Raw genomic sequence first — 24,374 nt, forward strand, 5'->3', positions numbered from 1 at the left:
GGGTGGAGCAGGCGGTCGTCATCGCCCGTGAGGACCGCCCCGCCGCCTTGCGCCTCGTCGGCTACATCGTCGGCACCGCCGACCCGGCCGGGGCGCGCAAGGCGCTGACGCAACGCCTCCCGGCGTACATGGTGCCGGCCGCCGTGGTGGTGGTTGAGAAGCTGCCGTTGACGCCCAGCGGCAAGCTCGACAAGCGGACCCTGCCCGCGCCGGAGTACCGCGATGCCGATCGATATCGCGCCCCGGACAACGCGATCGAGGAAATCCTGGCCGGCATCTACGGCGAGCTCCTGGGCGTGGACCGCGTCGGCGTCGACGACTCCTTCTTCGAGATGGGCGGCGACAGCATCCTGTCGATGCAGGTGGTGGCGCGTGCCCGCGCCGCGGGCCTGACGTGTCGGCCGCGCGACGTTTTCGTCGAGCAGACCGTGGCTCGCCTGGCCATGGTGGTTGCGGAGGCCGGCGATGGCGGCGGCGGCATCGACGAGGGCGTCGGGCGGCTGCCGTCGACCCCGATCATGCGGTGGCTGCAGGACGTTGACGGCCCGGTGGGGCAGTTCAACCAGGCGATGCTGGTGCAGGCCCCCGATGGGGTGACCGAGGCCGACGTCGTGACGGTGCTGCAGGCCCTGCTGGATCGGCATGGCGCGCTGCGGCTGTGCGTGGACGACGGCGCCGGCGGCTGGTCGCTGACGGTGCCCGAGCCGGGGTCGGTGGACGCGCGCGGGCTGGTGCGCTCGGTCGGCGAGCTGTCCGATGCGGCGGTGGCGGGCGCGCGGATGCGGTTAGACCCGGCCGCCGGAATCATGCTCAGCGCGCTGTGGGCCGCCCCCACCCGCCAACTGGCGCTGATCGTTCATCACCTGGCCGTCGACGGGGTGTCCTGGCGAATCCTGTTGGAGGACTTGAACATCGCCTGGGCCCAGCATCGCGGCGGGCAACCGGTGGCCCTGCCGGCCGGCGGAACGTCGTTCGCCCGGTGGGCCACGCTGCTGGCCGAGCACGCCCACCACCCGAAAGTGGCGGAGCAGGTGGACATCTGGCGCCAGGTGGCGGCCGCCCCGGCCGCGCTGCCACCGGTACGACCGCAAACAGACACCTACGCCAGCGCGGGCCACCTGAGCGCGCGGCTGGACGCCGAGACCACCCGGATGCTGCTGGGCGAGGTGCCCGCGGCGTTCCACGCCGGAATCCACGACATCCTGTTGATCGCCTACGCCCTGGCAATCGCCGAGTTCCTGGGCACCGGGAAGAAACCGATCGGCATCGACGTCGAGGGCCACGGCCGCCACGAGGAACTGGGCCGCGACGTCGACCTGTCCCGCACCGTCGGCTGGTTCACCACCAAATACCCGGTGTCGCTGGCGGTCGGTGGACCGTCGTGGGCGCAGGTGGTCGCCGGCGGCGCGGCGCTGGGCCCGGCGGTCAAGGACGCCAAGGAGCAGCTCAGGGCAACGCCCGACGGCCTGACGTACGGGTTGCTGCGCTACCTCAGCGACGACGCCGCCCTGGACGGCTCCGACCCGCCGATCGGGTTCAACTACTTCGGGCGCATGGGCGCCCCCGCCACCCCAGCGGCGCAGGCCGAAACCGGTTGGCGGATCAGCCCGGACGGCGCGTCGGTCGGCTCCGTGGCGTCGGCGATTCCGATGCCGCTGATGCACACGGTCGCCGTCAACGCCGTCACCGTCGACACCGAGGCGGGCCCGCACCTGCACGCCGACTGGACCTGGGCGCCCTCGGCCCTCGATCGGGAGCAGGTCACCCGGCTGAGCCGGTTGTGGTTCGACGCGCTGGCCGGCATCTGCGCCCACGTCCGGTCCGGTGGCGGCGGGCTGACCCCGTCCGACGTCGCGCCCGCGCCCCTGACCCAAGCGCAGCTCGACCAGCTGCAGCGGCAGCACCGGATCGCCGACGTGCTGCCGCTGACCCCGCTGCAGCAGGGGCTGCTCTTCCACGCCGACACCGCGCACGACAACGACGACCACCCGTATGCCGTGCAGCTCGATTTCACGGTGACGGGTTCGCTCGACGCCCCGCGCCTGCGCGACGCGATGCGCACCCTGGCCACCCGGCGTCCGAACCTGGTGGCGCGCTTCAGCCAACAGTTCGACGAACCGGTGCAGATCATCCAGGCCGATCCCGAAATCGCTTGGCGCCACCTGGATCTCAGCGGCGGCCAGAACATCGACGGCGCGGACATGCGACGGCTGTGCGCCGACGAGCGCTCCGCGGTCTACGAGCTGGCCGACCAGCCGCCCTTCCGCGTGGCGCTGGTCCGCACCGCGGCCGACCGGCACCGGCTGGTGCTGACCATCCACCACATCGTGCTCGACGGCTGGTCCCTGCCGATCATGCTGGGGGAGCTGTTCGGCAGCTACTTCGGCCGGCGACTGCCCGCCGCCGCGCCCTACCGCAGCTTCATCACCTGGCTGGCCGAGCGCGACCTCGACTCCGCCCGCGCGGCCTGGACCGACGTGCTGGCCGGCTTCGACGTCCCAACGCTGGTCGGGCCGCCGGGGCGGCTGGGCCTGGGTGCCCGCGGCGTCATGTCGTTCGGGGTGTCCGCCGAGACGACGCGCGCGCTCACCGAGTTGGCGCGCTCGCGCCACGCGACCGTCAGCAGCGTGCTGCAGGCCGCCTGGGCGCAACTGTTGCGCTGGGCGACGGGCCACCACGATGTCGCGTTCGGCACGACGGTGTCCGGCAGGCCCGCCGACCTGGCCGGCGCCGAATCGATGGTGGGCCTGCTGATCAACACGATCCCGGTGCGGGCGAACATCGCGGCGGCGACCACCGCCGCGGACCTGATCGACCAGCTGCAGGACGCCCACAACCACACGCTGGAGCACCAGCACCTCGCGCTGAGCGAGATGCACCGAATCACCGGTCAGGACAAGCTGTTCGACACGCTGTTCGCCTACGAAAACTACCCGATCGACACCGGCGCACTGTCGGGGGGCGACGGGCTCGCCTTGACCGACGCCAGCGTCCGCGAATACAACCACTACCCGCTGACGATGCAGGCCGCCCCGTCGGGCGACGAGCTGGGCTTCCGCGTCGAGTACGACACCGACGTCTTCGACGCGCAAGCCATCGACGCGGTGAGCGAGCGGATGCGGCGGGTCCTGATGGCGATGACCGCCGACCCGAGCCGGCCGCTCTCGTCGGTGGACCTGCTCGACGAACGGGAGCACGCCCGCCTCGCCGAGATCGGCAACCGCGCGGTGCTGACCCGACCAACGCCCGCGCCGCCATCCATCCCGGCGTTGTTCGCCGAACAGGTGGCACGCCGGCCGGATGCGGTGGCCATCAGCTGGGGAGACCTGTCCATGACCTACCGCGAGCTCGACGAGGCCGCCAACCGGTTGGCGCACCTGCTGGCCGCCCACGGCGCGGGCCCGGGAGAGTCTGTGGCGCTGCTGTTTTCGCGGTCGGCCGAGGCCATCACCGCGATCCTGGCGGTGCTCAAGACGGGGGCCGCCTACCTGCCGATCGACCCGGCCGCGCCGGCGACCCGGATCAGGTTCATGCTCTCCGATGCCGCGCCTGTCGCCGCGGTCACCACCGCCGGTTTGCGGTCGCGGCTGGACGCACGAGACCTGAGCGTCATCGACATCGAGGACCCCGAGATCGCCACCCGCCCGCCCACGCCGTTGCCGGCACCCGCGGCGGACGGCATCGCCTACCTGATCTACACGTCGGGCACCACCGGCACCCCCAAGGGTGTTGCCGTCACCCACGGCAGCGTGACCCGGCTGCTGGCGTCACTGGATGCCGGCCTGCCGCGCCCGGGGGTGTGGACGCAAAGTCACGCGTACGCCTTCGACGTCTCGGTGTGGGAGATCTTCGGCGCGCTGCTGCGCGGCGGTCGGCTGGTGGTGGTGCCCGAGTCGGTGGCGCGCTCACCGGAAGGCTTGCGCGCCTTGCTGATTGGCGAGAAGGTCAGCGTGCTCACGCAGACCCCGTCGGCGGTGGCGATGTTGTCGCCGCAGGGGCTGGAGTCGGTGGCGCTGGTGATGGCCGGCGAGGCGTGCCCGCCCGAGGTGGTGGACCGCTGGGCGCCCGGGCGGACGATGGTCAACGCCTACGGCCCGACGGAGACGACGATGTGTGTCTCGATCAGCGCGCCGCTGGCGCCCGGATCGGGGACGCCCCCCATCGGCTCCCCGGTGCCCGGGGCCGCGCTGTTCGTGCTCGACGGCTGGTTGCGTCCGGTGCCGCCGGGCGTGGTCGGCGAGCTGTACGTGGCCGGCTCCGGCGTGGCGGCCGGGTACATCGGCCGGGCCGGGCTGACCGCGTCGCGGTTCGTGGCCTGCCCGTTCTCCGGTGCGCCCGGAACACGCATGTATCGCACCGGAGACCTGGTCTGCTGGGGTGACGACGGGCAACTCCGCTACCTCGGGCGCGCCGACGAGCAGGTCAAGATCCGCGGGTACCGCATCGAACTCGGTGAGGTCCAGGCCGCGCTGGCAAGGCTGGACGACGTGGAGCAGGCGGTGGTGATCGCGCGCGAGGATCGCCCGGGCGACAAACGCCTCGTCGGCTACGTCACCGGGACCGCCGACCCGGCCGAGGCGCGCACCGCGCTGGCGCAGCGGCTACCTGACTACATGGTTCCGGCGGCCGTGGTGGAACTCGACACGCTGCCGCTGACACCCAACGGCAAGCTCGACACCCGCGCCCTCCCGGCGCCCGAATACAGCGGCGGCGAATACCGCGCCCCGGCCAACGCCACCGAGCAGCTGCTGGCCGACATCTACGCCCACGTGCTCGGCGTCGAGCGGGTCGGGGTCGACGACTCGTTCTTCGACCTTGGCGGCGACAGCATTTCGGCCATGCGCCTGATCGCGGCCATCAACAACAGCACGGACGCCTGCCTCACGGTGCGCAGCGTGTTCGATTCGCCCACCGTGGCGAGCCTGAGCCGGCAACTGCGAACCAAAACGTCGGTGTAGGCCGGTCAGGACCGCGCCGAAATGCGCCGCGCGACCTCGCCGTAGCGCTCGAAGCGCTCGGGGTCGGCCAGGGCGTTGTACAACACGATGCGGGTCGCGATGCCGTCGTACTTGGCGACGAGCGCGTCGGCCAGGCCGTCCCACGTCGACTCGGTGGCGAAGGTTGCGATGTGATCGTCGGTGATCTGGGCCGCCATGCCCTGGAAGTCGCCGGCCTTCTGCCTCTCCCGGATGCGCGCGGTCGTCCCCTCGAATCCGGCCTCGTCCAGGATGAAGGCGTAGTTGGGTGTGCTCGCGTAGAAGCTGAGGCTGCCCCGCACGAGTTCGCGCTCGGCGCGGCGCTCTTCCTCGCTGTCGCCGACGATCGTCATGACCGGCACGACGACCGCGAGGCCCGACGGGGAGCGGTTCGAATTGGCCGCTCCCTTAACGAGATTCGGTATCGCGTGGCGCGCCAGGTAGCCGGGCTCACCGAGCGGATGGATGTGAACGCCGTCGGCCACCTCGCCCGCCATGCGCAGCATCCACGGATTCACCGCGGCGATGTCGACCTTGGGATCGGGTGCGTCGATGGGCCCCGGGCTCCACTGCGGGGTGATGAAGTCGAGGTCGTAGAACTCGCCGTGGTGGTCGAGCTTCCCCGACCGGAACGCGGCGAAGCACGCCTTCACCGCGAGCACGTAGTCGCGCAGCCGCGGGCCGGGGCGATCGAACGGCATGCCGTAGCGCCGCACCACGTGCGTGCGGACCTGGGTGCCCAGACCGAGCCGAAACCTCCCGCCGGTGGCCTCCTGGAGTTCCCACGCGGCTGCCGCCGTGACGAACGGGCTGCGCGGAAAGGCGACCGCCACGCCGGTGGACAGTTCGAGACCGGGCGCGGCCTGCGACGCCACGGCGGCGTCGAGGTACGCCGTGCGCCCGGTTTCGGTGAACAGGAGGCCGGAGAAGCCCGCGGCCTGCGTGCGCCGGGCGATGTCGGCGATCTGCCCTAAAGGCTGAGGAACGGTCATCGCGTCGACCTGCATCGTCGAAACGTACCGCGTCCGCCGAACGAGCTAGAAGTCGCGTCGCAGGCTCATCGGGGTGACGGCGGGGATGTCGCCGCCGGCGATCACCGCCCGCGTGACCGGGGTGAGCGCCCGGAGCAGGGACTCCACCTCGTCGTCGCTCAGCGCGTCGAGCGCCGACAGCGACAGCGCGTCGGTGCGCGATTCGATGTCGTCCTTGAGCCGCCGGCCGGCCGCGGTCAGCGACCCGTCGCCGTCTAGCAGGCCGCGCTCGGCCAGCCGTTGCTCGTGGTGGCGCCACTCGGCGTCGTCGTAGTCGCGAGCGCGCGCCATGTAATCGCGGGGCACCTCACCCGCGGCGGCGTGCAGCACGTTGCATTCCCGGCCCGTGATACCCGCGGCGGCCAGCACCGCGACGTGGGTATCGCCGCGCTGCTCGCGCAGCAGCGTCGTCGCGTGCCACAGCGCGGCCAGCGGTTCGTCCGGCCACGGCAGCGCCAGGTTCGCGGCGAACAGCGGACGCCCGTCCAAGGGCGCCTGCCTCGCCGCCTTCGTCGCCAATTCCGCTGCGGTGCGGACATTTTCATCCGCGGCGATGCCGTAGCGACGCAGCGCCGCGACCGCGGATTCGAGCCGGGCGTGCAACGCGGCCTCCGGGCCGGCGATCTGCCATGCCGCGGGCAGGGCCTTGGCGACGCGCTCGGGGGCGAAGTTGTAGAAGATGGCCGTCACCACCTCCGTCGGCACCATGCCCAGCGGCGCCGACCGGGCGGCGAAGTAGCCCATCCAGAAGCCGCGGTAGCCCAGCCCATCCAGCGCTGCCCGCGCCTCGGGAGCGAAGTACGTCACCGAATGCACCGGCGTGAACCGGTCGTACAAACGTCGGGCAAGGTCCGGTTGTCTGGGCATGACGGGCTACAACCCCTTGGGCGCGTCGCGCACCGCTTGGACAGCCGCCTCGTCGCCCGCGAATTCGACACGGGCCGCCCGCCCGACGGAGAACAGCAGCAGCTCCTCGGGCGCGCCGGTCACGGTGACGGCCGGGCCCCGCCCGGCGGTCAGCAGCGTCTTGCCCTCCGGGGTGCGCAACGCGACCCGGCCCGGAACCTTCGCCAGCGTCAGCCGGCCCATCAGCGGCAGGGTCCGGCGCAGCCTGGAGGCCAGCGCCGGCTCGAGTGCCCGCGGCTCCCAGCCCGGCCGCGCACGTCGCACGTCCTCGTGGTGGATGAACATCTCCCCGACGTTGGCGACCGGGTCAAGCAGTTTGAGCGGCGAGTAGGCCGGCGGGCCGGACGCGATCTTGTCGAGCAGCTCGTCCCAGTCGCGCTCGGCCACCTCGTTTTGCACCCTGTCGGTGTGGCCGGCGAAGAACGGGATCACGATGCCGGGCGCGGCGTCGGGGCGGTACTCGCGGATCACCAGATGGGCCGCCAGGTCCCTGGTTTTCCAGCCTTCGCACAGGGTGGGCGCCTCGGGTCCGACGCTGCGCATGGTTTCGACGAGGGCGGCACGTTCGCGTTGGGCAACCGACACGCGTTCAGCCTAGTGTGACGACGGCCGAGTTGCGGTTGGGCGCCCACGCGCGTTCGAAGGTCGCGAGGGGGACCCGCTCGTCGCGCCCGGTGTCGACGCCGCTGTCGTTGAGGTGCACGACGCCGGTGCTGGTGTCGATGCCGGTGACGACCACGAAATGGTTCGCGGAGTCTCGCCTGCCCGGCCGGTTCCAGATGGTTTCGGCGTTGAGGATCACGACGACCTTGCGCCCCCCGGTCAGATCCTGCTCCAGCGCTTTGGTCGTGGTCTGAATGTTCTCCGACCGGATCCAGTAGTGCCACAACAGCACCGGCAGATTCCTGATGTCGGTGTTGCCGGCGGGTTTCCAGATCGGGCCGCGGCCCACCGCGCCCTGGGTGGCTTCGGCGACGGCGGTGATCTGCTGCTCGCTGGGTTCGCGGCCGGTGATCTGGCCGACCACGTCGGCCACCGCCAGCTCCCCGCAGTCCGAGGAGTGCTGCCGCTGCCAAAAGCGCGCGGCGGCCGCGGGGTCGCCGTGCATGCCCAGCTCGTAGTTGGCGTCGGGGACGGACCTGCCCGTTTCGGCGTGGGCCGCCGCGGATCCGCCCCCCGATGCCGCGGCGCACGCGAGGAGCACCAGCCCGGCGATTCGCGCCGCCGCCGCGACCGTGGTCCTCGGGATCCTTGTCATGCGTGTCCTCTTCTCGGGCCGCCCCGCGGCGGCGCGTCGGGAGTATGGAGAAAAGGCTCACGGGTCGCCCTACAGGGATCATCGATCCGAACCTGGTCAAGATCTTGCACCGACGCGCGGAAACTTTGTCCCGATTACGACGGATTGCTCACCCCTTGCCGGCCGCGCGGCCCGCTTGTTCTCCGAGACTTAAATCGCTGCGACACCCGTCGGCGTGTCGTGTGCGTCGTTTAAGTGTCGGGGACTGAGCGGATCACCCGATGAGCTTGGTGAGCCAGGTCGCGTCCTGATAGTTCACGGCCTTGGTGCCGTCCCACACGAACGGCGTCCCGGAGGCATTGAACCCGGACAGCGTCGCGTCGCCGGCCGCCGCCTTCGCCTTCGCGGTGGCGACGTCGTCGCCCGCCTTGATGCAGTTGATCACGCTCGCGTCCACGCCGACGGTCTTGGCCAGCTGGGCCAGTTCGCCGTCGGTGCGATCTTCCAAGGCGTCCTCCGCGGGCTGGAAGTTGCTGGCGAACAGGCCGGTGTAGAAGCCGCTGTAGAGCTTCGGATCATTTTGCGCCGCAACACAATACGTCGCCGCAACCGCGCGGGTCGAGTAGTCCTTGCTGCGCGATTTGTCGTCGAGGAAGTTGAGCAGGTGATACCGCACCGCGAGCTTCTTGTTGTTCACCGCGGTGTCGATGTCGCCGGCATTCGACCTGATGAAGCTGCCGCACGGTGGGCAGATGGGTTCGTTGAAGATGTCGATCGTGGTCGATGCCGCCGGGCTACCGACGAACACGCCGTCGTCGAGGACCCGCAGCGCGACCGCGTCGGCCGGCGGCGGTGGGGGAGTCGGCGGGGCCGGGGACGGTGACTGCCACGGGCGGGCGACCACCAGGACCACGGCCACGACGACCACCACGGCGAAGGCGGCGACGCCGGCCCACAGCCAGGGCTTACCGCCGCGCCGCGGTGGCTGGCCCCACGGCGGCATCCCGGTGGACATCCCGGTCGGCATCGAGGCGGGCATTCCGGTGGGCATTCCGGTGGGCGCACCCCAGCCCGGCCCCGGCGGCGGCGCGTGGGTCACCACCGCGGGCGGCGGCGCGACACCGCCGGGCGGCGGGCCGGCGAAAGCGGCCGGCAGCCCCGCGAGCTGGCTGCGCTGCAGGATGTCGGTGGCGCGGTCCTGATCGGGTGTGGCCAGCGCCGCGTAGGCGGCAGCCGACAGGTCACCGCAGGTGGCGTAGCGGTCCTCGGGCTTTTTCGCCATGCCGCGGGCGATCACGCGGTCGAAGGCGACCGGAATGCCCGGGCGCGCCGCGCTGGGCCGCGGGATCGCCTGGTTCAGGTGCGCGCTCATCACGCTGATCTGGTCCCCCTGAAACGGCGGCGAGCCGGTCAAGCACTCGTACAGCACACACGCCAGGGCGTAGATGTCGGCCCGGTAGGTCACCTCGGCGTCGGAGAACCGCTCGGGGGCCATGTATTTGAAGGTGCCCACCGTGGTGCCGAACTGCGTCAGCTTTTCGTCGGAGCTGGCGCTGGCGATCCCGAAATCGACGAGGTAGGCGAAGTCGTCCGAACTGACCAGAATGTTCTCCGGCTTCACGTCGCGGTGCAGCACCCCCGCGGCGTGCGCGGCGTCGAGCGCCGAGCCGATCTGGCGCACGATCGCCACCGCCCGCGGCGGGGCCAGCGGCCCGTAGCGGCTCAGCATGGTCGCCACGTCCACGCCGTCGATCAGGCGCATGTCGACATAGAGCTGCCCGTCGATCTCGCCGAAGTCGTGGATCGGCACGACGTGCGGCTCCTGCAGCCGCCCCGCGGTGCGGGCCTCGCGCTGCATCCGGGAGCGGAACACCGGGTCGCTGGAAAGCGCCGGCGACATCAGCTTCAGCGCCACGACCCGTTCCCGCACCGTGTCCTCGGCCTCGTAGACGTCGCCCATGCCGCCGCGACCGACCAGCCGCCGCAGCCGGTACGGCCCGAACTCCGAACCCTCACGCGAATCCGCGGTCGTGTCACTCATCGCCGACTCCTCACCCGCCGTACGCGGTGGAATGCCAGGCATAAGGCTAATGGTTCGGGCAACCACCGGGCACGGTGAACGCGGAGAATGCCAGCAAAGCGGTCAGGGCCGCTCTTCGCCGCCGTTCCTGCGTTCGCTCAGGCCCTCCCGGGACAAGGCCCTGACGAAGCCGTACGCGTGCATCCCGGCCGGGCCGGGATTTTGGACGATCCAGTCGTTGATCCTTCCCAGCGCCCTGGCCAAGTCGTCGCGCCTGACCCGGATGAGGTAGGTCTTCCGATCGTCGTTCGGGTCGTCGGTGGCTTCCGCGACCGCGACGGGGTGCCGGAACGCGTACGCGATCCCGTGCACGGAGTCGTGGTTGAGCGCCCAGTGAAGTTCGCTGGGCCGCAGTCGATTCACCGCCAGGTTGCGGTAATCGCGATCGTCGTTCGCACTGCTCACCTGCCCGATGGTCCTCCTGAAGGGTGCCGCGACAATTTTCGCGACATGGATTGAAAGTGGTGTCGCGCAGGCGATTCGATGAAAGCGCCACGGCGGACTCTCTCATCATAGGAAGACGGGCGGTTCACCGCCTGTCGAATCAGCGGCCGAGCAGGCGCCGCTTCAGCTCGAGGAATTCCTCGTTGGTCAGCACTCCGGAGTCGCGGAGTTCGGCGAGCTCCCGTAGCTCGGCCGCGATTCCCTTCACGACGCCGCCCCGTTCGAGCGACTCGGTGTCACCGGTTGTCGCCTTGGCGCGCTCCCGGCGCCCGCCGCCGCCGAGGGCGCCGCTGATGGCCCGGCTGGCCGTCGCCCCGACCGCCATGTCGCCGAGCGGGCTTCCGGTGCCGATGGTCAGCGCCGCCTCGGGTGCGGCGGCGGTGCTGGCGGCCGGCAACCCGAGCGCGGCCGGACGTATCGCCGGGGCCTGCGCGGTCCAGCCCGCCGGCACCGACAGCGCGCCCACCTTGTTCGCCCCGCCCAGGCCAGCCGAGAGCGTCGTTCCCCCGGCGAGGTTGGTGATCACCGGAAACGGTGTCGGCGGTACCGGCGCCGAGCCCGGCCAGGCCTGGATGCCGGCCCAACCGCTGACGATCTCATCGGTGTGCAGACCGGTCAGGGCACTGGCGACGTCGAAGGGCAGCGCCACGCTGCCGACGGTGAGCCCGGCCGCCCCGATTTCCGGGTCGACAAAGATTCCGCTCAGGCTGCCCAGCAGGTTGATCAGAGTCAGCGCCGACGGCGGGTCGGCCGCGGCCGGCGCGCCGAGGCCGATGAGCGCGTTGGGTACCGCGGTGACCGACGAGACGATGCTTTGCGCGTTTCCCGCTGCGGTGCCGGTGCTTTGGCCGACGGCGGCGGCTTGGTCGGCCCCGGCCGCCGGGCTGGTGGTCCGCGGCGGCTCGGTGAACGGCGACAACGTGGTCGCGGCCGCCGACGAAAGCGCGTAGCCGTACATCGCCGCGGCGTCCCGGGCCCACATCTCGGCGTACTCGGCCTCGGTGGCGGCGATGGCCGGAGTGTTCTGTCCTAAGAGGTTGGTGGCCACCAGCGTTGCGAGCTGGGCGCGGTTGGCCGCGATCACCGGCGGGGGCACCGTGTCCGCGAACGCGCTCTCATAGGCGGCGGCGGCCATCTTGGCCTGGGCGCCCGTCTGCTCGGCCTGCGCGGCGGTCGCGTTCATCCACGCCGCGGTGGTGGCGGCGGCGGCCGCCATCGACGCCGACGAGGGGCCCAGCCACGGGCCGGCGATCAGCCCCGACAGCACCGACTGATACGAACTTGCCGCGGCATGCAGTTCGGCGGCCAACGTGTCCCAGGCCGCCGCGGCGGCCAGCATGGGTCCCGACCCGGCGCCGGCATACATCCGGCCGGAGTTGATTTCCGGCGGTAACGCCGCGAAATCCATCGCTGCACACCCTCCCGCAGGTCGGGTTCGAAGCGGCCCCCATGAGCGGGGTGGCCCCAAACGAACCGGTACTGGCCATAGTGACGGTCACGGCCCGTGCGCCGCCGTGGTTTGCTCCGTTCTCGCTACGTTAATCGCCAGTTAATGTGACTTCGTATGCGGCAACCGCCGCCGAGCAAATCCCGTGCCGGCGGCACGTGGGACGGATGGCTAGAGGGTATACCGAACGGCCTGCGAACCAGTCGCGAATCGCCGCGGCCCGGGTGTGTCGCCGAACCCCGCCGCGATCCTTGTGACCTGCGGTTTTTGGTAACACCGTCGGGCGATCCGAGCATCGGCGAGTAGATTGACGATCTCACCTTCGGCGGTTGCGAGGAATAATGACGGAACGCTTCGAGGTCGAACGCACCATCCCGGCGCCGGCGGCCGATATCTTCGCCGTGCTGTGCGACCCGCAGGGCCACGTCGCGATCGACTCGTCGGGGATGCTTCAGGACGCCGAAGGCGATCCGGTGCGGGCCGCCGGCGACGGTTTCGTGGTCCACATGGACCGCGCGGCGCTGAACGACTTTCCGCAGCTGGGCAAGTACGACGTCACGGTCAGCATCACCGAGTTCGAGCGGGACCGGCTGATCGCGTGGACGGTGCTGGGCCAGATCAAGCCGCCCATCGGCCATGTCTACGGTTACCGGCTCCGGCCGGCCGACGACGCGACGGGCACCGCGGTCACCTCGTTCTACGACTGGTCCAACATCGATCCGAAGTGGCGCGAGGCCGGGATCTTCCCGGTGCTTTCCGAGGGCGCGCTGCGGGCGACCCTGGGCATTCTGGACCGCACCGTGCGCCGCGGTTATCCACGGCGATAAGCCGGCGGGCGATAAGCCGGCGGGCGATAAGCCGGCGCTCAGGCCTGGTGGCCGGGCCGCAGGTGATGGACGTCGCCGAAGGACACCCAACGCTCGAGCCCGTGCGGTGGGCTGCCGCCCACCGGTTCCAGCAGGTGCCCGACGTGGTCGCCCAGGGAGAAACGGTCGAGGATCTCCCCGACGAACCAGGCCGCCGCGTCGTCGAGGATGGGCATCCGCGCCGGGCCGTGATGCCAGGAGCAGCGCTCGAACTTGTCGACGGTGTCGCCGGTCTGGGTGCCGAACAGTTCCACGACGTCGAGGTGCTCGCGGCCGAACACGTGCACCGCCAGGTGGGTGGCGCCGGTGGCCACCCGGAACGTGTGGTTCTGCTCGGACAGGCCGACCAGGAAGCGGGGCGGGTGGATGCTGGCCTGGCAGGCGAACCCCACCAGGCACCCGGCCGCGACGCCGTCGGCGTGCGTGGTGACGACGAACATCGGGTAGTTCAGCAGCGCGACCAGCTTCTCGAATGCGTCCACCCCGGGCTCGGCCACGGGCCCAGTGTCGCACTCAGCGCAGCGGGTTGTTTTCGCGCACGCCGCGATACATGCCCCAGCGCACGATCCACGGCATCACCACCCGCTCGACCGACCAGGACGGGAAGCGGAACGCGTGGCCGGTGGGGAAGAACACCTCCAGGCCGTCGGGCTGGATGCCCAGCAGCGAGCCCCACCGCCGCCCGGGCGTGCGGAAGGTGCGCAACTTTCGGCCGGCGAACTCGGCGCGAATGTTGTGGTCCACCAGCACATCCCCACGATTGCGGGCGGAGCTGCGGAGGGGGTCGGTGGCCGCGACGTCGCCGACCGCGAAGACGCCCGGATGGCCCGGCACCCGCAGCTCGGGCGTCACCCGCACGAACCCGTTTTCGTCCAGCAGTTCCGGCGGCAGCCAGTCCGTGTTGGGTTGGACCCGGCCTATCGCCCACAGCACCGCGTCCGCGCGAGCCGGGGGCTGTCCGGTGCTCCAGCTGACCGGTTCGTCGGTGATCTCGTCGCCCGCAAAGCCGTTCGAGAGCACGGCGCGGTGCCCCGGGTGAAGGCCGACGCCGAGGCCGGTCAGCCTGTCGCGGATGCGCGCCCAGATGGCGGGGTGGTACGCGCCCAGCGCGCGCTCGCCGGGAAAGTAGAGGTCGATCCGCTTGGCCGGCCACGTCGTTGCCATGTTGGCGGCGCTGCTCACCGCGGCGGCGCCGCCGCCCACGATGATCACCGAGCCGGCGGCCGCCAATCGGTCGTGTGCGGCGCGCAGGCCCGCGCCGATCTCGGCGGCCGACTGCAGCGTCGGCTGCCGCCAGAAGCCGTTGGCCACCCCGGTCGAGATGACCAGCGCGTCGTACGCCTCGGTGACCGCCGTGCCGTCGTCGCGCCGCCCGCGCACCACCCGGGCCGCCAGGTCCACGCCCGTCAGCGTCGCGTGCACGGTCCGCACCCGGTCCAGGCGGCGGAAGCGGTCGAACGGGATCCAGTAGTCGCGGGCCCAGTCGTGTGGGCGGGCGAGGCGCACGCCGAGCTCCTGGCCGCTGACCAGCGCGGGTTTGACCGAGATTCCGACGACGTCGGCGTGGTCGGCGAGGCGGATCGCCGTCAGCAGGCCCACGTCTCCCAGCCCCGCCACGACGACGCGCTTGCGGGTCACGCTCTCACCCCGCGCGCCACATCGCGCCCAGTTCGCTTGCGCTGCTGGACTTTCCGGCGTCTGAAGACGCATGCGACGGCGGAGCCGATGCGGCCCTCCTTATGCGCGATGCCGGTTGCCCGGATGCCCGGCCACGGTGGGCAAACCGTAACACGCCCGGATCAGTAGCATTAGCCAGCCGGTCACGATGGCTGCGGTGGAGGACGTGTTGGAGGTTCACACGATGATGCCCGCACGGGTGCGTGCCGTCCTGCGCGCCGCGGCGCGCGCGTCGGCTCCCCGGCCCGCCGCCGCGCAGCGGGCCGCGAGGGACTTCGAAAAGGCTCTGTGGCCCGCGGTCGGTGCGGAGGTTCCGCTGGGCGTTCACCCCGCCGCGAACCTGGCTCATGGGCGTGGTGGCCAACGTGTTCCTGGCCGCGGCGTGGTTGCTCGTGCAGCCGCTGACCGTCGGCCACCACCATCACCACCGCGACTGGGTCATCCTGGTCGGAACCTACTTCTCCTCGTGGGTCCTCGCGGATGTCACCACCACCAACATGCTGGGCGCCGACCACTATCGCGTTCGTGCGGCGTTGGGCTGCGACGTGCCGGTCGGGCGGATCCTGCTGATCAAGAACCTGGCGCTGCTGGTGATCGTCGGGTTGCCCACCCTGGCGGCGGCGATGTTGTTGACGTTGTGGCTGGAAACGCCTGGGCGGCTGGCGATCACGGTGCCCACCGTCGCGGTTCCCATCGTGTCCTGGCTGGGCGTGGGAAACGCCATGTCGGTGTTGCACCCGGTGGGCGTCGAGCCCCTGCTCCGCCGGTGGCGGCAGCGCGGTGATCGTCGCCGCACCGGCAACTGGCTGGTGGGCCTGGCGCTGCCGTACGCGCTGTACTACGTCGCCGACCCGATGGGCGGCGTGGAGCACCGCGTGTTGTGGAACCAGGTACCCAGATTGATCTGGCCGGTGTTCGGGCGCGACACCAAGAGCCTGGTGCACCTGGCCATCGCGCTGGGCGTCTGGCTGGCCGGCAGCGTGGCCGCCGTGCTGTGGGTGCGCAAGCGCGGCCTTCAAATCCATTGAGAACCGGGCTGTTTCGTTGCCAGGCGTGACATGTCAACGCCCGCAGGGCGAATCGAAGGCCTTGGCCGCCGCCATCCGCCGCACCGAGGCTTCTATGGCGGGCATGCTCAGCTCGCCGGAGGCCAGCGCCGACACCAACCGGTCGAGTACCGCCGGAACGGCGGTGGTGCTCACCCACAGCGCGGTGTCGGCGCCGGCCTGCAGGGCCTTGAGCACCGCGTCGGAAATTCCGTAGCGATCGGTGATCGCTCGCATGCTCGACAGGTCGTCGGTGAACACCGGGCCGTCGAATCGCGGTGCGCCGTAGTCTTTTCCGTTGCGCAACAACGTGACCGCGGCCTTGCTGAGGCTTGCGGGATCGTCACCGGTCAGGTCGGGAACCTGCATGTGGCCGATCATCACCCCCACCGGCGCCTGGTCCACCAGCGTCCGGTAAGGGACCAGGTCGACGCCTTGCATCTCGGCCAGCGGCGGGGTGACCACACCGGTGGCGTGCGAGTCGCCGGAGGCGTGGCCGTGCCCGGGAAAGTGCTTGAGCACCGGCAGGATTCCGGCGTCGCGCAGGCCGCGCGCGTAGGCGCCGGCGTACTGCGTCACCACCGCGGGCTTGTCGCTGAAAGACCGGTCACCGATCACGGTGTCGTCGGGTGCGTCGGTGACGTCGACGACGGGCGCGAAATCGATGGTGATGCCGAGCCGGCGCATCTTGCGTCCGCGATCCAGCGCCAGCCGGTAGACCTGCTCTGGCGACTCGTTCTGCGCCAGGAAGCGAGCCGACGGGGCCGTCCCGAGCAGCGCCGGTGCGGACAACCGCTCGACCCGCCCGCCCTCCTCGTCGACGCTGACCCCGAGGTGCAACGGGCCTGCCGAGGAAGCGATCTCGGCGAGTGACCCGTCGCTCAGCATCGACATGTTGGTCCAGCTGGCGACGAAGATTCCCCCGACGTGCTGGCCGGATACGACCGCTCGCGCGTCGGCCGCGTCGGTCACGCCGACCATCAGCAGTTGCGCGAGTTTGTCGCGGGGCGACATCGACGCCAGCAACGACGAGATGTCGCAACCAGGCGACGCGGGGGAGGACACGCCCTTACCGGGCGGTGGCGACGAGGCGGCGTGCTGGGTGCGGCCCAGCCGAAGACCCACGGCGATGCCGCCGGCGACCACGGCCACGGCGAGGATGCTGATCGCGACGATCGCGGCGCGCGGCCAAGATCGGAGTCCCCGCTTATCTGTCATCGGGATCGACCATCGGTGGTGCCCGCCTGCATTCAAGCCTCCCATGCGTCGAAAACCGTGTCGGTGGATTTGTCGAAATGCTTGAACCGTCTGGGATTTCGAAAATCGCCCACCGAAAGCGGTAACGGCCGAAGCGATCCTTGCCGATCGCTTCGGCAAAGACAATAATTACCCGCACCTAACCCCGAGGTTGGATTCTCCATTCTCGCCGCGTCGGGTGCAGTTCGTCGAAGGGAGGATCCGATCGTGACGACACCTGCGGGCTGGTATGACGATCCCGAGGACTCGACCGTACAGCGCTACTGGGATGGCCGAGAGTGGACGCCGCACCGTCAGCAAAAGGCGGTCTCGCAACCCGCGCCGCAACCGGCCGGGCCCCCGGCCATGCCGCCGCCCCCGCCCGGGCCGCCGGGCCAACAGGCGCAGTGGCTACCGCCGGGACAACCCCCCGGCGGGGTGGCGCCGCGACGATCACGGACCGCGCTTCTGGTTGTCGCCGTCCTGGCCGTGGTCGGCGTGCTGGCGGTGGTGGGGGTGTTGGTGTTTGTGCTCCTGTTGAACGACAAAACCATCGTGCCCGACAAGGCCGCGAAAATGCTGACCAATGCGGTGTCGACGCAGAACGGGTTCACCCCGACCGACGCGAAATGTCCCTCCGGGGTCAAGGCCAAGGTCGGCACGACGTTCGACTGTCGCTTCACCGGCCCCGACGGGTCGACCGTGACCTCGCACATGAAGGTGACGAAGGTCGAGGGCGACGATGTCGAGCTCGACATGAGGTGGGGCCAGGATTAGTGGGTGAACCCGCGTACTAGCGTGTCCCGGCCAGCGGTCAGCCTCACGCAATCCGCCGCCCCGGGTTGTTAACCTGGCGAAATGGACGAGCCCAGGGACAAACCGGCTAAGGCGGCGCTCGCGGCCACCAGCTGGGCGCTGCTGGGCATGATGTCCTACGAGGAAGAAGTCTCCGGCTACGACCTGAAAAAGTGGATCGACTGGAGCGTCGACCTCTATTACTGGAGCCCGTCGTACAGCCAGATCTACACCGAGCTGAAGAAGCTCGAGGGGCTGGGCCTGGTGACATCGCGCGTCGAACGCGACGAGGGCACCCGCAGCCGCCGGCTGTACAAGATCACGCCCGCCGGGATGCACGCCGTCACGGAGTGGACCAACGACGCGCCGGTGGACCCGCCGGTGCTCAAGCACAGCGTGCTGTTGCGGGTGACATTCGGCCATCTCAGCAACCCGGCCCGACTCAAGGAATTGCTGCAGGAGCATGTGGCGTACGCGGAAGCCCGGCACCGCAAGGCCGTTGAGGACGCCGAGGGGGCCGAGGCCGAACCCGCCTGGGCCTACTCGGTGATCGCGTTGCGTTGGGCGGCGAAATACTACGCCGCGGAGCGGGAGTTCGCCCTGGAGCTGATGAAGGACATCGACGAGGCCGACGCCATCATGAAGCGGGCCGAAAAGGGCGGTTTCGGGCAACCGCGCCCGCGGCCCGGCTACTGGCGCGAAGTCGAGAAGCAGGTCGAGGCAAAGCGGAACGCCGACTAACCGGCGCCGGCCGCGTCGCGCGCCGCGACGTACCCGTACACCAGCCCCTGCGCGATCGTCGCGCCCGCACCCGGGTACGTCGTGCCGAACGCGTTGGCGGCCGTGTTGCCGATCGCGTACAGCCCCGCGATGACGCTGCCGTCCTCGCGCAGCACCCGCGCCCGCTCGTCGGCCCTCAGCCCGCCGCAGGTCCCCAGATCGGACAGCACCATCTTCACCGCGTAGAACGGGCCCGTGGTCAGCGGGCGCAGGTTGGGATTCGGCTTGATCGTCGGGTCGCCGTAATAGCGGTCGTAGGCGCTGCGGCCCCGGCCGAAGTCGGGATCCTCACCGGCGGCGGCGTTTTCGTTGAAGCGGGTCATCGTGCCGACGAACTCCGGCACCGGAACACCGATCCGCCCACCCAACCCGGCGAGGCTGTCGGCCCGTGCCGCGATGCCCGCGTCGTACCACGACTGCGGGAGACGCATCCGCGGAAAGAGCACGGCGCCAAAGACATAACTGTTGCGGTACTGCTGATCGAAGACGATCCACATCGCCTCGACCCGGCTTCCGGACCGCTCCAGCTCGAGCAACCGCTGACCGAACGACATGTAATCCGACGACTCGTTGGCGAACCGGTGCCCGTTCTGGTCCACAACCAGGCAGCCCGGAAGTGACCGCTCGGCCAGCATCACCGCGGGCGCCCCACCGGGCAGCGGCGCGACGGCCGGAAACCACCACGCCTGATCCATCAGATCGATGCCGGCGCCGATTTCCTGCCCGGCGCGGATCCCGTCGCCGGTATCGGTGTGCGCGCCCAGGCTCAGGTTGGCGCCCAACGACTCCGACTGGAATTTCCACCGCATCTCCATGCTGTGGTCGAAGCCGCCGGTGGCCAGCACCACGCCGCGCCGCGCGGTGATCGTCACCTCGCGCCCGTCGTGGCCGACGACGGCACCGTTCACGCGGTCGCCGTCGGCCGGATCGTTTAACAGACGCAGCAGCGTTGTGCCGGTCCACACCGGGATTCCGGCGCGCAGCACACCGGCGAACAGCCCGGCCATCAGGCCCTGGCCGCCCGCGGCGTAGCGCCGGCCGAGCAGCCGGCCGCCGACGCCCTGCGCCAGGCGCTTGGCGAAAGTCGGAATGCCCTTGCCGGGCACCCGGGCCACCAGGTTCATCCAGCGGTAGTCGGCACCCGTCGTCGGTATCGGGACGCTCGACTCCATCAGGCCCGGCTGCAGCCGGGTGCGGTATCCGCCGAGGACCGAGGTGTCGAACGGAAGGCACTCGCAGGTGCGGCCCGCCGCGCTGCCGCCGGGCTCCTCGGGGTGGTAATCGGAATAGTCGCGGGCCCAGAACAGCCGCAACGGCGTCGTTCGGCGCAGCATCTCGACAGTCGCGGACACATGCTCCAAAAACCCGGCCGAACGCTGCCGCGGCGCCGACCCCGCGACCACCGCGTCCAGGTAGGCGCCGGCTTGCTCCGTCGTGTCGTCGGCGCCGGCCTCCCTCAGCACCGGGCTGGCCGGCAGCCACAGTGCGCCGCCGGACCGGGCGGTCGAACCGCCGACGTAGCGGGACTTCTCCACGATCAGCACCGACAGCCCGAGCTCGTGGGCGGCCAGCGCCGCGGCCATGCCGGTGCCCGAGCCGACGACCAGCAGGTCGACGGTCGTGTCGGCAACCGGAAGCCCGACGGGGATGGTCGCGCTGTGGGTGCTCACTCCGAAAACGGTATGTCGCGGCGGCGCCACGCGGGAAGAGCCGTCCTGATGAGTGGAACAGGGCACCCGATGGGCCGCGCCGGGCGGCTAGAACGGGCGTATGACGTCGCAGACTCGCGCCGACAAAGTTCGGCTCATCGAAGCGCAGGCCGCACCGACGCGGTTCGCCCGCGGCTGGCACTGCCTGGGCCTGATCAGAGATTTCGATGACGGCAAGCCGCACGCGATCAACGCGTTCGGGCAAAAGCTCGTCGTCTTCCGCAGCGGCGACGGCAACATCAACGTGCTCGACGGCTATTGCCGGCACATGGGCGGCGACCTCTCCCAGGGTGAGGTCAAGGGCAACGAGATCGCGTGCCCGTTCCACGACTGGCGCTGGGGCGGCGACGGCCGCTGCAAGCAGGTGCCCTACAGCAGACGCGCACCCAAACTGGCCCGCACGCAAGCCTGGACCACGCTGCAACAGGACGGCATGCTGTTCGTCTGGAACGACCCCGAGCGCAAAACACCGCCACCGGAAGTCACCATCCCACGCATCGAGGGCGCCGGCGGCGACGAGTGGACCGACTGGCACTGGTACACCACGGTGGTGAACAGCAACTGCCGCGAGATCATCGACAACGTCGTGGACATGGCGCACTTCTTCTACATCCATGGTTCGCTGCCAACGTATTTCAAGAACATCTTCGAAGGACACGTGGCGACGCAGTACATGAACGGGGGGAGCCGACCCGATCTCGGCGGCACCGCGGGTTCGCAGTTGCTGGGTACGACGTCGGTGGCGTCCTATTACGGCCCGTCGTTCATGATCGACGACCTGACCTACCACTACGAGCACGGCGACGCCAAGACGATCCTGATCAACTGCCACTACCCGATCGACTCGAATTCGTTTGTGCTGCAGTACGGCATCATGGTGAAGAAATCAGATGCGCTGCCCGCCGATGAGGCCATGAAGACCGCGATCACCCTCGGCGACTATGTCAAGCTCGGTTTCGAACAGGATGTGGAGATCTGGCGGCACAAGGCGCGCATCGACAACCCGCTGCTGGTCGAGGAGGATGGGCCCGTCTACCAGCTGCGACGCTGGTACCAGCAGTTCTATGTCGACGCTGCCGAGGTGCAACCGGATATGGTGGACCGCTTCGAGTTCGAGCTCGACACGACGCGGCCGTGCGAGGCGTGGATTAAAGAGGTCGAGGCCAACATGGCGGCGCAGCCGAATGCGGTTCGATGACGCCGAATTCAGCAGTCCGGCAAGACAATCGCCTCGACGAGACGCCCATGATGCCCGCCGCGTGCCGTGACTGCGGGGCGCGGGTGCTGGCGCGTAAGAGCAGCTGGAACCAGACCAGCGTGCAATGGAACGCCGAGGCGACGGCCCGGTGCGCCGAGCGCGCCCAGGCGCAGCGGATGTCGGTGCCGGGGAGCCGGGGCGTGTTCCTGGCGTGCTCGGCGCTGAGCGAGTCGATCCGGGACGCGGTGCGGCGCGGCGAGTTGACCGTCGTCGACGACATGAACGAAAGAGGCGAAATAGACGAAATACGCCGTTCGCTCAGGCCGGCTGGAAGGCACTGATCGGCGCCTCCTCCGGGTAGCCGGCCGGCCCGCCCAGGTCGTACGCGGCGTTGAGCGCGCCGATGAATGCGGGGTCGTGCAGTGGTTCGCTGGGCACGTCGAGCTTGATACCGCGGGCATGGACGTCGTCGACCATCACGTCGATGGCCCGTTCGATGGTCAGGTCGTCGGTGCCGTCCATGTTCTTCTTGAGCTCGTCGAAATCGGAGAACACCTCGGCCGACCAGTGCACCAGGAAACGCAGCTCGTCGGTGTGGTGGCGGGCAATCGGCTCGTCGCCGTTCTTCAGTAGCCAATGATCGCGGTCCTCCGGATCGCCGGTGAACACGGTGTCGAAGGCCAGGCCGGCTGGAATCTGTTGGTCCAGCGGCCCGTTCGCCTCGCCGCGGTGCATCATCATCTCGTTCTGCACCACCACCCCGCGGTTGTAGACCGGCGGCAGCACGCGCTTGGGCGCCCGCAGCGGGCCGTCGGGCCAATAGGTGAATCCGCTGTCGGCGTCCAGCGAGAACCAGGTGATGACTTGGGCCATCTTGATCAGATAATCCCGGAACAGCCCGGACTTACCCATCACGCTGGTGAGCCAGGTCGGCGCGTTCTCGTGTCGCACGCCGCGGAAGCTCGGCGAATCCAGGTGCCCCGGATCGCGGTTCGCGCACGGCCCGTTGATGTTGAACAGCATCAGCTGCGGCTTGGCGTACTCGGCGTTCCAGTAGCTCTTGGCCATCGCCAGGAACTCCGCGTTGTAGAAGCAGTCGTGCAGTTGCGGGTAGAGCACCGCGCCGTAGTTCGCGAGATAGCCGCGGAATGTCGGTGTGAGAAACAGATCCAGCGAAGGCGTGAACCCCTCGGGGAAGGCCCCGCTCATCGTCGCGATCAATTCGTCGGCCGACGCGAAGTGTTGCGCGATGATCAGCTTCCACGGCCCCTGCGTGCGCACGACGTCGAGCAGGCGGTCGCGTTGATCATCGGTGTACACGTTGTCGATCTCCCGCGGCGGCGCGGCCGGCCGCAAGACGTCGGAAAGCTCCATCCGGCGCTGATCGGTGAGCATGAGTTGTCTCCTCTGCGGGGTGTGTGGCGTGGACGTGTCAAAACGGCAGCGGGTGGGCGAACTTCGCCCGCAACAGGGCGCCGATCTCGGCGATGGCCAGCCGACCGCGCGCGGTCGCGTCGCAGCGCATCAGGAAGCCGTGGTACATACCGGGATAACGGGTGATGGTGGTCTGCACGCCCGCGTCGCGCAGCCGGGCCGCGTACCGCTCACCCCAGTCGCGGATCGGGTCGCAGCCGGCGGTGACGACGATCGCCTGCGGCAGCCCGGACAGGTCGCGGGCGTACGCCGGGACGAGGTATGGGTCACGGGGAAGTGCCCCGGCGCCATCGCAGAGGGCGTGCAGGTAGTCAATGTCGTCGCGGGTGAGCATCGGCGCGTCGGCGAGCGCGGTGATCGATGCGGCGGCCATGTCGCGATCCAGGCCGGGATACAGCAAGACCTGCGCGCGGATCGGCGGCCCGGCGCGGTCGCGGGCCGCCAGCGCGACCGCGGCCGCCAGCGAACCGCCCGCGCTGTCGCCGGCCACCGCGAGCCGGTCGGCGTCGACCCCGATCTCGTCGGCGTTCCGCGATAGCCACTCGGTCGCGGCGTAAGCGTCGTCGAACTGCGCGGGTGGCGCCGACTCCGGGGCCAGCCGGTAGTCGATGGCCGCGACGGTCGCCCCGGAGGCCGACGCCAGCGCGCGGGCCAGCGGTTCGAACGAGTGGTTGGAGCCCATCACCAACCCACCGCCGTGCAGGTACACGACCGCGGGTGGCCTGGATTCGCCTGTGGGGCGGTAGATTCGGGCCTGAATCGGCCCACCCGGCCCGGGGACGGCGACCTCGGTGATGTCGGACATCTGGGGCATGACATCGGGAAGCGGCGCCGACTCGAGCGCGGCGCGCACCGCGGACAGGCCCCGTCGGCGCATCGGCGGTACGTCGCCGAACGATGCGACCCGCGCGGCGGCGTCGGGATCGAGTGCGGGGCTTGTCATGTCGGCTGCGGTGATGACGGCGTCGCCGCCGGAAAACGTTTCGCGGACGCTCACGGGCTACGAACCGGCGGCGGTGAGCTCGGACAGCAGGACCGAGTTCCGGGTGTCCAGCACCACCTCCATCCCCGTGAACACAAGTCCGTTGGCCTCGCGCCGGACGGCGACGTGGACGACGCCGCTGGACACCGCGAACGGCACAAAGTTCGCGATCTGGTTGACGAATATGTAGAAACGCCCGTGGGTGACCTCGCCGTCGCTGCCGGTCCGATGCACGTTGGTGGCGTGGTGGCGCAACGGGTATGGGCTGTGCTCGCGATGATCGGACAGCCACTCCAGCACCGCGTCGCGGCCGTGCAGTTCGGGCGACATCAGTTCCTCGAAGGGACTGGCGCCCGAATCGCTCCTGGTCACGTAGTGCACATCCGCGGCGAAGCGCGCCGCGAGCTCGTCGTAGTGCGCCTCGTCGTAGTGGCACCAAAAGGCCGCAATGAACTCCTGCAGTTCGGACAACGTGATCTCGCTGCTCATGACCTGGGAGTCAACTCCGATGCGGCCCGAAAAATACCGGC

General features: G+C 69.9%; 20 protein-coding genes and 1 pseudogene (1 of these 21 only partly in view). 7 read left to right on the forward strand and 14 right to left on the reverse strand.

The window, feature by feature from the left end:
• Positions 1-4,958: the 3' end of a non-ribosomal peptide synthase/polyketide synthase gene (locus tag AC5Y6X_RS10440; RefSeq protein ID WP_499986343.1), read on the forward strand. It extends 25,393 nt beyond the left edge of the window; 4,958 of the gene's 30,351 nt are visible here — the last part of the coding sequence; its start codon lies beyond the left edge, outside the window; its stop codon occupies positions 4,956-4,958.
• Positions 4,959-4,963: 5 nt separating this feature from the next.
• Here the strand turns inward: AC5Y6X_RS10440 and AC5Y6X_RS10445 are convergent, their stop codons facing one another.
• The 7 genes from AC5Y6X_RS10445 to AC5Y6X_RS10475 form a co-directional block, all read right to left on the reverse strand.
• A complete protein-coding gene (locus tag AC5Y6X_RS10445) occupies positions 4,964-5,983 on the reverse strand; it encodes a TIGR03617 family F420-dependent LLM class oxidoreductase (RefSeq protein WP_499986344.1) in 1,020 nt (339 codons plus the stop codon).
• 30 nt (positions 5,984-6,013) lie between these two features.
• A complete protein-coding gene (locus AC5Y6X_RS10450) occupies positions 6,014-6,874 on the reverse strand; it encodes an SCO6745 family protein (RefSeq protein WP_499986345.1) in 861 nt (286 codons plus the stop codon).
• 6 nt (positions 6,875-6,880) lie between these two features.
• Positions 6,881-7,498 carry a TIGR03085 family metal-binding protein gene (locus AC5Y6X_RS10455; protein WP_499986346.1) on the reverse strand — a complete coding sequence of 206 codons (618 nt, stop codon included), beginning with the start codon at positions 7,496-7,498 and terminating at the stop codon, positions 6,881-6,883.
• Positions 7,499-7,502: 4 nt separating this feature from the next.
• Positions 7,503-8,171 (reverse strand): C39 family peptidase, encoded by a 669-nt coding sequence (locus tag AC5Y6X_RS10460; protein WP_499986347.1) that lies wholly within the window; start codon positions 8,169-8,171, stop codon positions 7,503-7,505.
• Between the two features lie 253 nt (positions 8,172-8,424).
• Positions 8,425-10,191, reverse strand: a complete 1,767-nt coding sequence (locus AC5Y6X_RS10465; protein ID WP_499986348.1) for a serine/threonine protein kinase PknE — start codon at positions 10,189-10,191, stop codon at positions 8,425-8,427.
• A gap of 102 nt (positions 10,192-10,293) precedes the next feature.
• Positions 10,294-10,635: a hypothetical protein gene (locus tag AC5Y6X_RS10470; RefSeq protein ID WP_499986349.1), complete on the reverse strand. Its 342-nt coding sequence runs from the start codon at positions 10,633-10,635 to the stop codon at positions 10,294-10,296.
• 139 nt (positions 10,636-10,774) lie between these two features.
• On the reverse strand, positions 10,775-12,082 hold the full coding sequence (locus AC5Y6X_RS10475; protein ID WP_499986350.1) for a PPE family protein, SVP subgroup: 1,308 nt from the start codon (positions 12,080-12,082) through the stop codon (positions 10,775-10,777).
• A gap of 380 nt (positions 12,083-12,462) precedes the next feature.
• On the opposite strand from AC5Y6X_RS10475, the gene AC5Y6X_RS10480 reads away from it, so the two are divergent.
• Positions 12,463-12,948: an SRPBCC family protein gene (locus AC5Y6X_RS10480; RefSeq protein ID WP_499986351.1), complete on the forward strand. Its 486-nt coding sequence runs from the start codon at positions 12,463-12,465 to the stop codon at positions 12,946-12,948.
• Positions 12,949-12,986: 38 nt separating this feature from the next.
• Here the strand turns inward: AC5Y6X_RS10480 and AC5Y6X_RS10485 are convergent, their stop codons facing one another.
• Together AC5Y6X_RS10485 and AC5Y6X_RS10490 are read right to left on the reverse strand one after the other, a co-directional pair.
• Positions 12,987-13,484, reverse strand: coding sequence for a flavin reductase family protein (locus AC5Y6X_RS10485; RefSeq protein WP_499986352.1), 498 nt, complete (start codon positions 13,482-13,484; stop codon positions 12,987-12,989).
• A gap of 16 nt (positions 13,485-13,500) precedes the next feature.
• Positions 13,501-14,625: an FAD-dependent oxidoreductase gene (locus AC5Y6X_RS10490; protein ID WP_499986353.1), complete on the reverse strand. Its 1,125-nt coding sequence runs from the start codon at positions 14,623-14,625 to the stop codon at positions 13,501-13,503.
• A gap of 223 nt (positions 14,626-14,848) precedes the next feature.
• On the opposite strand from AC5Y6X_RS10490, the pseudogene AC5Y6X_RS10495 reads away from it, so the two are divergent.
• Positions 14,849-15,692: pseudogene (locus AC5Y6X_RS10495) on the forward strand (hypothetical protein).
• 33 nt (positions 15,693-15,725) lie between these two features.
• On the opposite strand, the gene AC5Y6X_RS10500 reads toward AC5Y6X_RS10495, so the two are convergent.
• Positions 15,726-16,928, reverse strand: coding sequence for a glycoside hydrolase family 3 N-terminal domain-containing protein (locus AC5Y6X_RS10500; RefSeq protein WP_499986354.1), 1,203 nt, complete (start codon positions 16,926-16,928; stop codon positions 15,726-15,728).
• A 246-nt stretch (positions 16,929-17,174) separates the two neighbouring features.
• Here AC5Y6X_RS10500 and AC5Y6X_RS10505 point away from each other — a divergent pair, with 246 nt between their 5' ends.
• Together AC5Y6X_RS10505 and AC5Y6X_RS10510 are read left to right on the forward strand one after the other, a co-directional pair.
• Positions 17,175-17,723, forward strand: coding sequence for a DUF4333 domain-containing protein (locus AC5Y6X_RS10505; protein WP_499986355.1), 549 nt, complete (start codon positions 17,175-17,177; stop codon positions 17,721-17,723).
• Positions 17,724-17,804: 81 nt separating this feature from the next.
• Positions 17,805-18,482, forward strand: a complete 678-nt coding sequence (locus AC5Y6X_RS10510) for a PadR family transcriptional regulator (protein WP_499986356.1) — start codon at positions 17,805-17,807, stop codon at positions 18,480-18,482.
• Here the strand turns inward: AC5Y6X_RS10510 and AC5Y6X_RS10515 are convergent.
• Positions 18,479-20,191, reverse strand: coding sequence for a 3-ketosteroid-delta-1-dehydrogenase (locus AC5Y6X_RS10515; protein WP_499986357.1), 1,713 nt, complete (start codon positions 20,189-20,191; stop codon positions 18,479-18,481). The two genes, AC5Y6X_RS10510 and AC5Y6X_RS10515, sit on opposite strands and share 4 nt — an antisense overlap.
• A 100-nt stretch (positions 20,192-20,291) precedes the next feature.
• Here AC5Y6X_RS10515 and AC5Y6X_RS10520 point away from each other — a divergent pair, with 100 nt between their 5' ends.
• Together AC5Y6X_RS10520 and AC5Y6X_RS10525 are read left to right on the forward strand one after the other, a co-directional pair.
• Complete coding sequence (locus AC5Y6X_RS10520; protein WP_499986358.1) at positions 20,292-21,428, forward strand: 3-ketosteroid-9-alpha-monooxygenase, oxygenase component; 1,137 nt, start codon at positions 20,292-20,294, stop codon at positions 21,426-21,428.
• Positions 21,425-21,769: a ferredoxin gene (locus AC5Y6X_RS10525; RefSeq protein ID WP_499986359.1), complete on the forward strand. Its 345-nt coding sequence runs from the start codon at positions 21,425-21,427 to the stop codon at positions 21,767-21,769. Before AC5Y6X_RS10520 ends, AC5Y6X_RS10525 begins: the two co-directional genes overlap by 4 nt.
• Here the strand turns inward: AC5Y6X_RS10525 and AC5Y6X_RS10530 are convergent.
• From AC5Y6X_RS10530 to AC5Y6X_RS10540, 3 genes are read right to left on the reverse strand one after another with little or no spacing between them, the layout of a single operon-like run.
• Complete coding sequence (locus AC5Y6X_RS10530) at positions 21,747-22,823, reverse strand: hypothetical protein (RefSeq protein ID WP_499986360.1); 1,077 nt, start codon at positions 22,821-22,823, stop codon at positions 21,747-21,749. The genes AC5Y6X_RS10525 and AC5Y6X_RS10530 overlap by 23 nt on opposite strands.
• 37 nt (positions 22,824-22,860) lie before the next feature.
• Positions 22,861-23,805, reverse strand: a complete 945-nt coding sequence (locus AC5Y6X_RS10535; protein WP_499986502.1) for an alpha/beta hydrolase — start codon at positions 23,803-23,805, stop codon at positions 22,861-22,863.
• A gap of 57 nt (positions 23,806-23,862) precedes the next feature.
• Complete coding sequence (locus tag AC5Y6X_RS10540) at positions 23,863-24,333, reverse strand: nuclear transport factor 2 family protein (RefSeq protein WP_499986361.1); 471 nt, start codon at positions 24,331-24,333, stop codon at positions 23,863-23,865.
• Positions 24,334-24,374 lie beyond the last annotated feature (41 nt).

The sequence above is a fragment of the Mycobacterium sp. NGS26 genome, from assembly GCF_059813025.1.

What these genes read in the sequence shown, in the direction of transcription:
- AC5Y6X_RS10525 (WP_499986359.1), top strand. Translation starts at nt 21,425, where the DNA reads ATGACGCCGAATTCAGCAGTCCGGCAAGACAATCGCCTCGACGAGACG.
- AC5Y6X_RS10465 (WP_499986348.1), bottom strand. Translation starts at nt 10,191, where the DNA reads ATGAGTGACACGACCGCGGATTCGCGTGAGGGTTCGGAGTTCGGGCCG.
- AC5Y6X_RS10480 (WP_499986351.1), top strand. Translation starts at nt 12,463, where the DNA reads ATGACGGAACGCTTCGAGGTCGAACGCACCATCCCGGCGCCGGCGGCC.
- AC5Y6X_RS10500 (WP_499986354.1), bottom strand. Translation starts at nt 16,928, where the DNA reads ATGACAGATAAGCGGGGACTCCGATCTTGGCCGCGCGCCGCGATCGTC.
- AC5Y6X_RS10535 (WP_499986502.1), bottom strand. Translation starts at nt 23,805, where the DNA reads ATGACAAGCCCCGCACTCGATCCCGACGCCGCCGCGCGGGTCGCATCG.
- AC5Y6X_RS10530 (WP_499986360.1), bottom strand. Translation starts at nt 22,823, where the DNA reads ATGCTCACCGATCAGCGCCGGATGGAGCTTTCCGACGTCTTGCGGCCG.
- AC5Y6X_RS10540 (WP_499986361.1), bottom strand. Translation starts at nt 24,333, where the DNA reads ATGAGCAGCGAGATCACGTTGTCCGAACTGCAGGAGTTCATTGCGGCC.
- AC5Y6X_RS10460 (WP_499986347.1), bottom strand. Translation starts at nt 8,171, where the DNA reads ATGACAAGGATCCCGAGGACCACGGTCGCGGCGGCGGCGCGAATCGCC.
- AC5Y6X_RS10475 (WP_499986350.1), bottom strand. Translation starts at nt 12,082, where the DNA reads ATGGATTTCGCGGCGTTACCGCCGGAAATCAACTCCGGCCGGATGTAT.
- AC5Y6X_RS10510 (WP_499986356.1), top strand. Translation starts at nt 17,805, where the DNA reads ATGGACGAGCCCAGGGACAAACCGGCTAAGGCGGCGCTCGCGGCCACC.
- AC5Y6X_RS10520 (WP_499986358.1), top strand. Translation starts at nt 20,292, where the DNA reads ATGACGTCGCAGACTCGCGCCGACAAAGTTCGGCTCATCGAAGCGCAG.
- AC5Y6X_RS10450 (WP_499986345.1), bottom strand. Translation starts at nt 6,874, where the DNA reads ATGCCCAGACAACCGGACCTTGCCCGACGTTTGTACGACCGGTTCACG.
- AC5Y6X_RS10445 (WP_499986344.1), bottom strand. Translation starts at nt 5,983, where the DNA reads ATGCAGGTCGACGCGATGACCGTTCCTCAGCCTTTAGGGCAGATCGCC.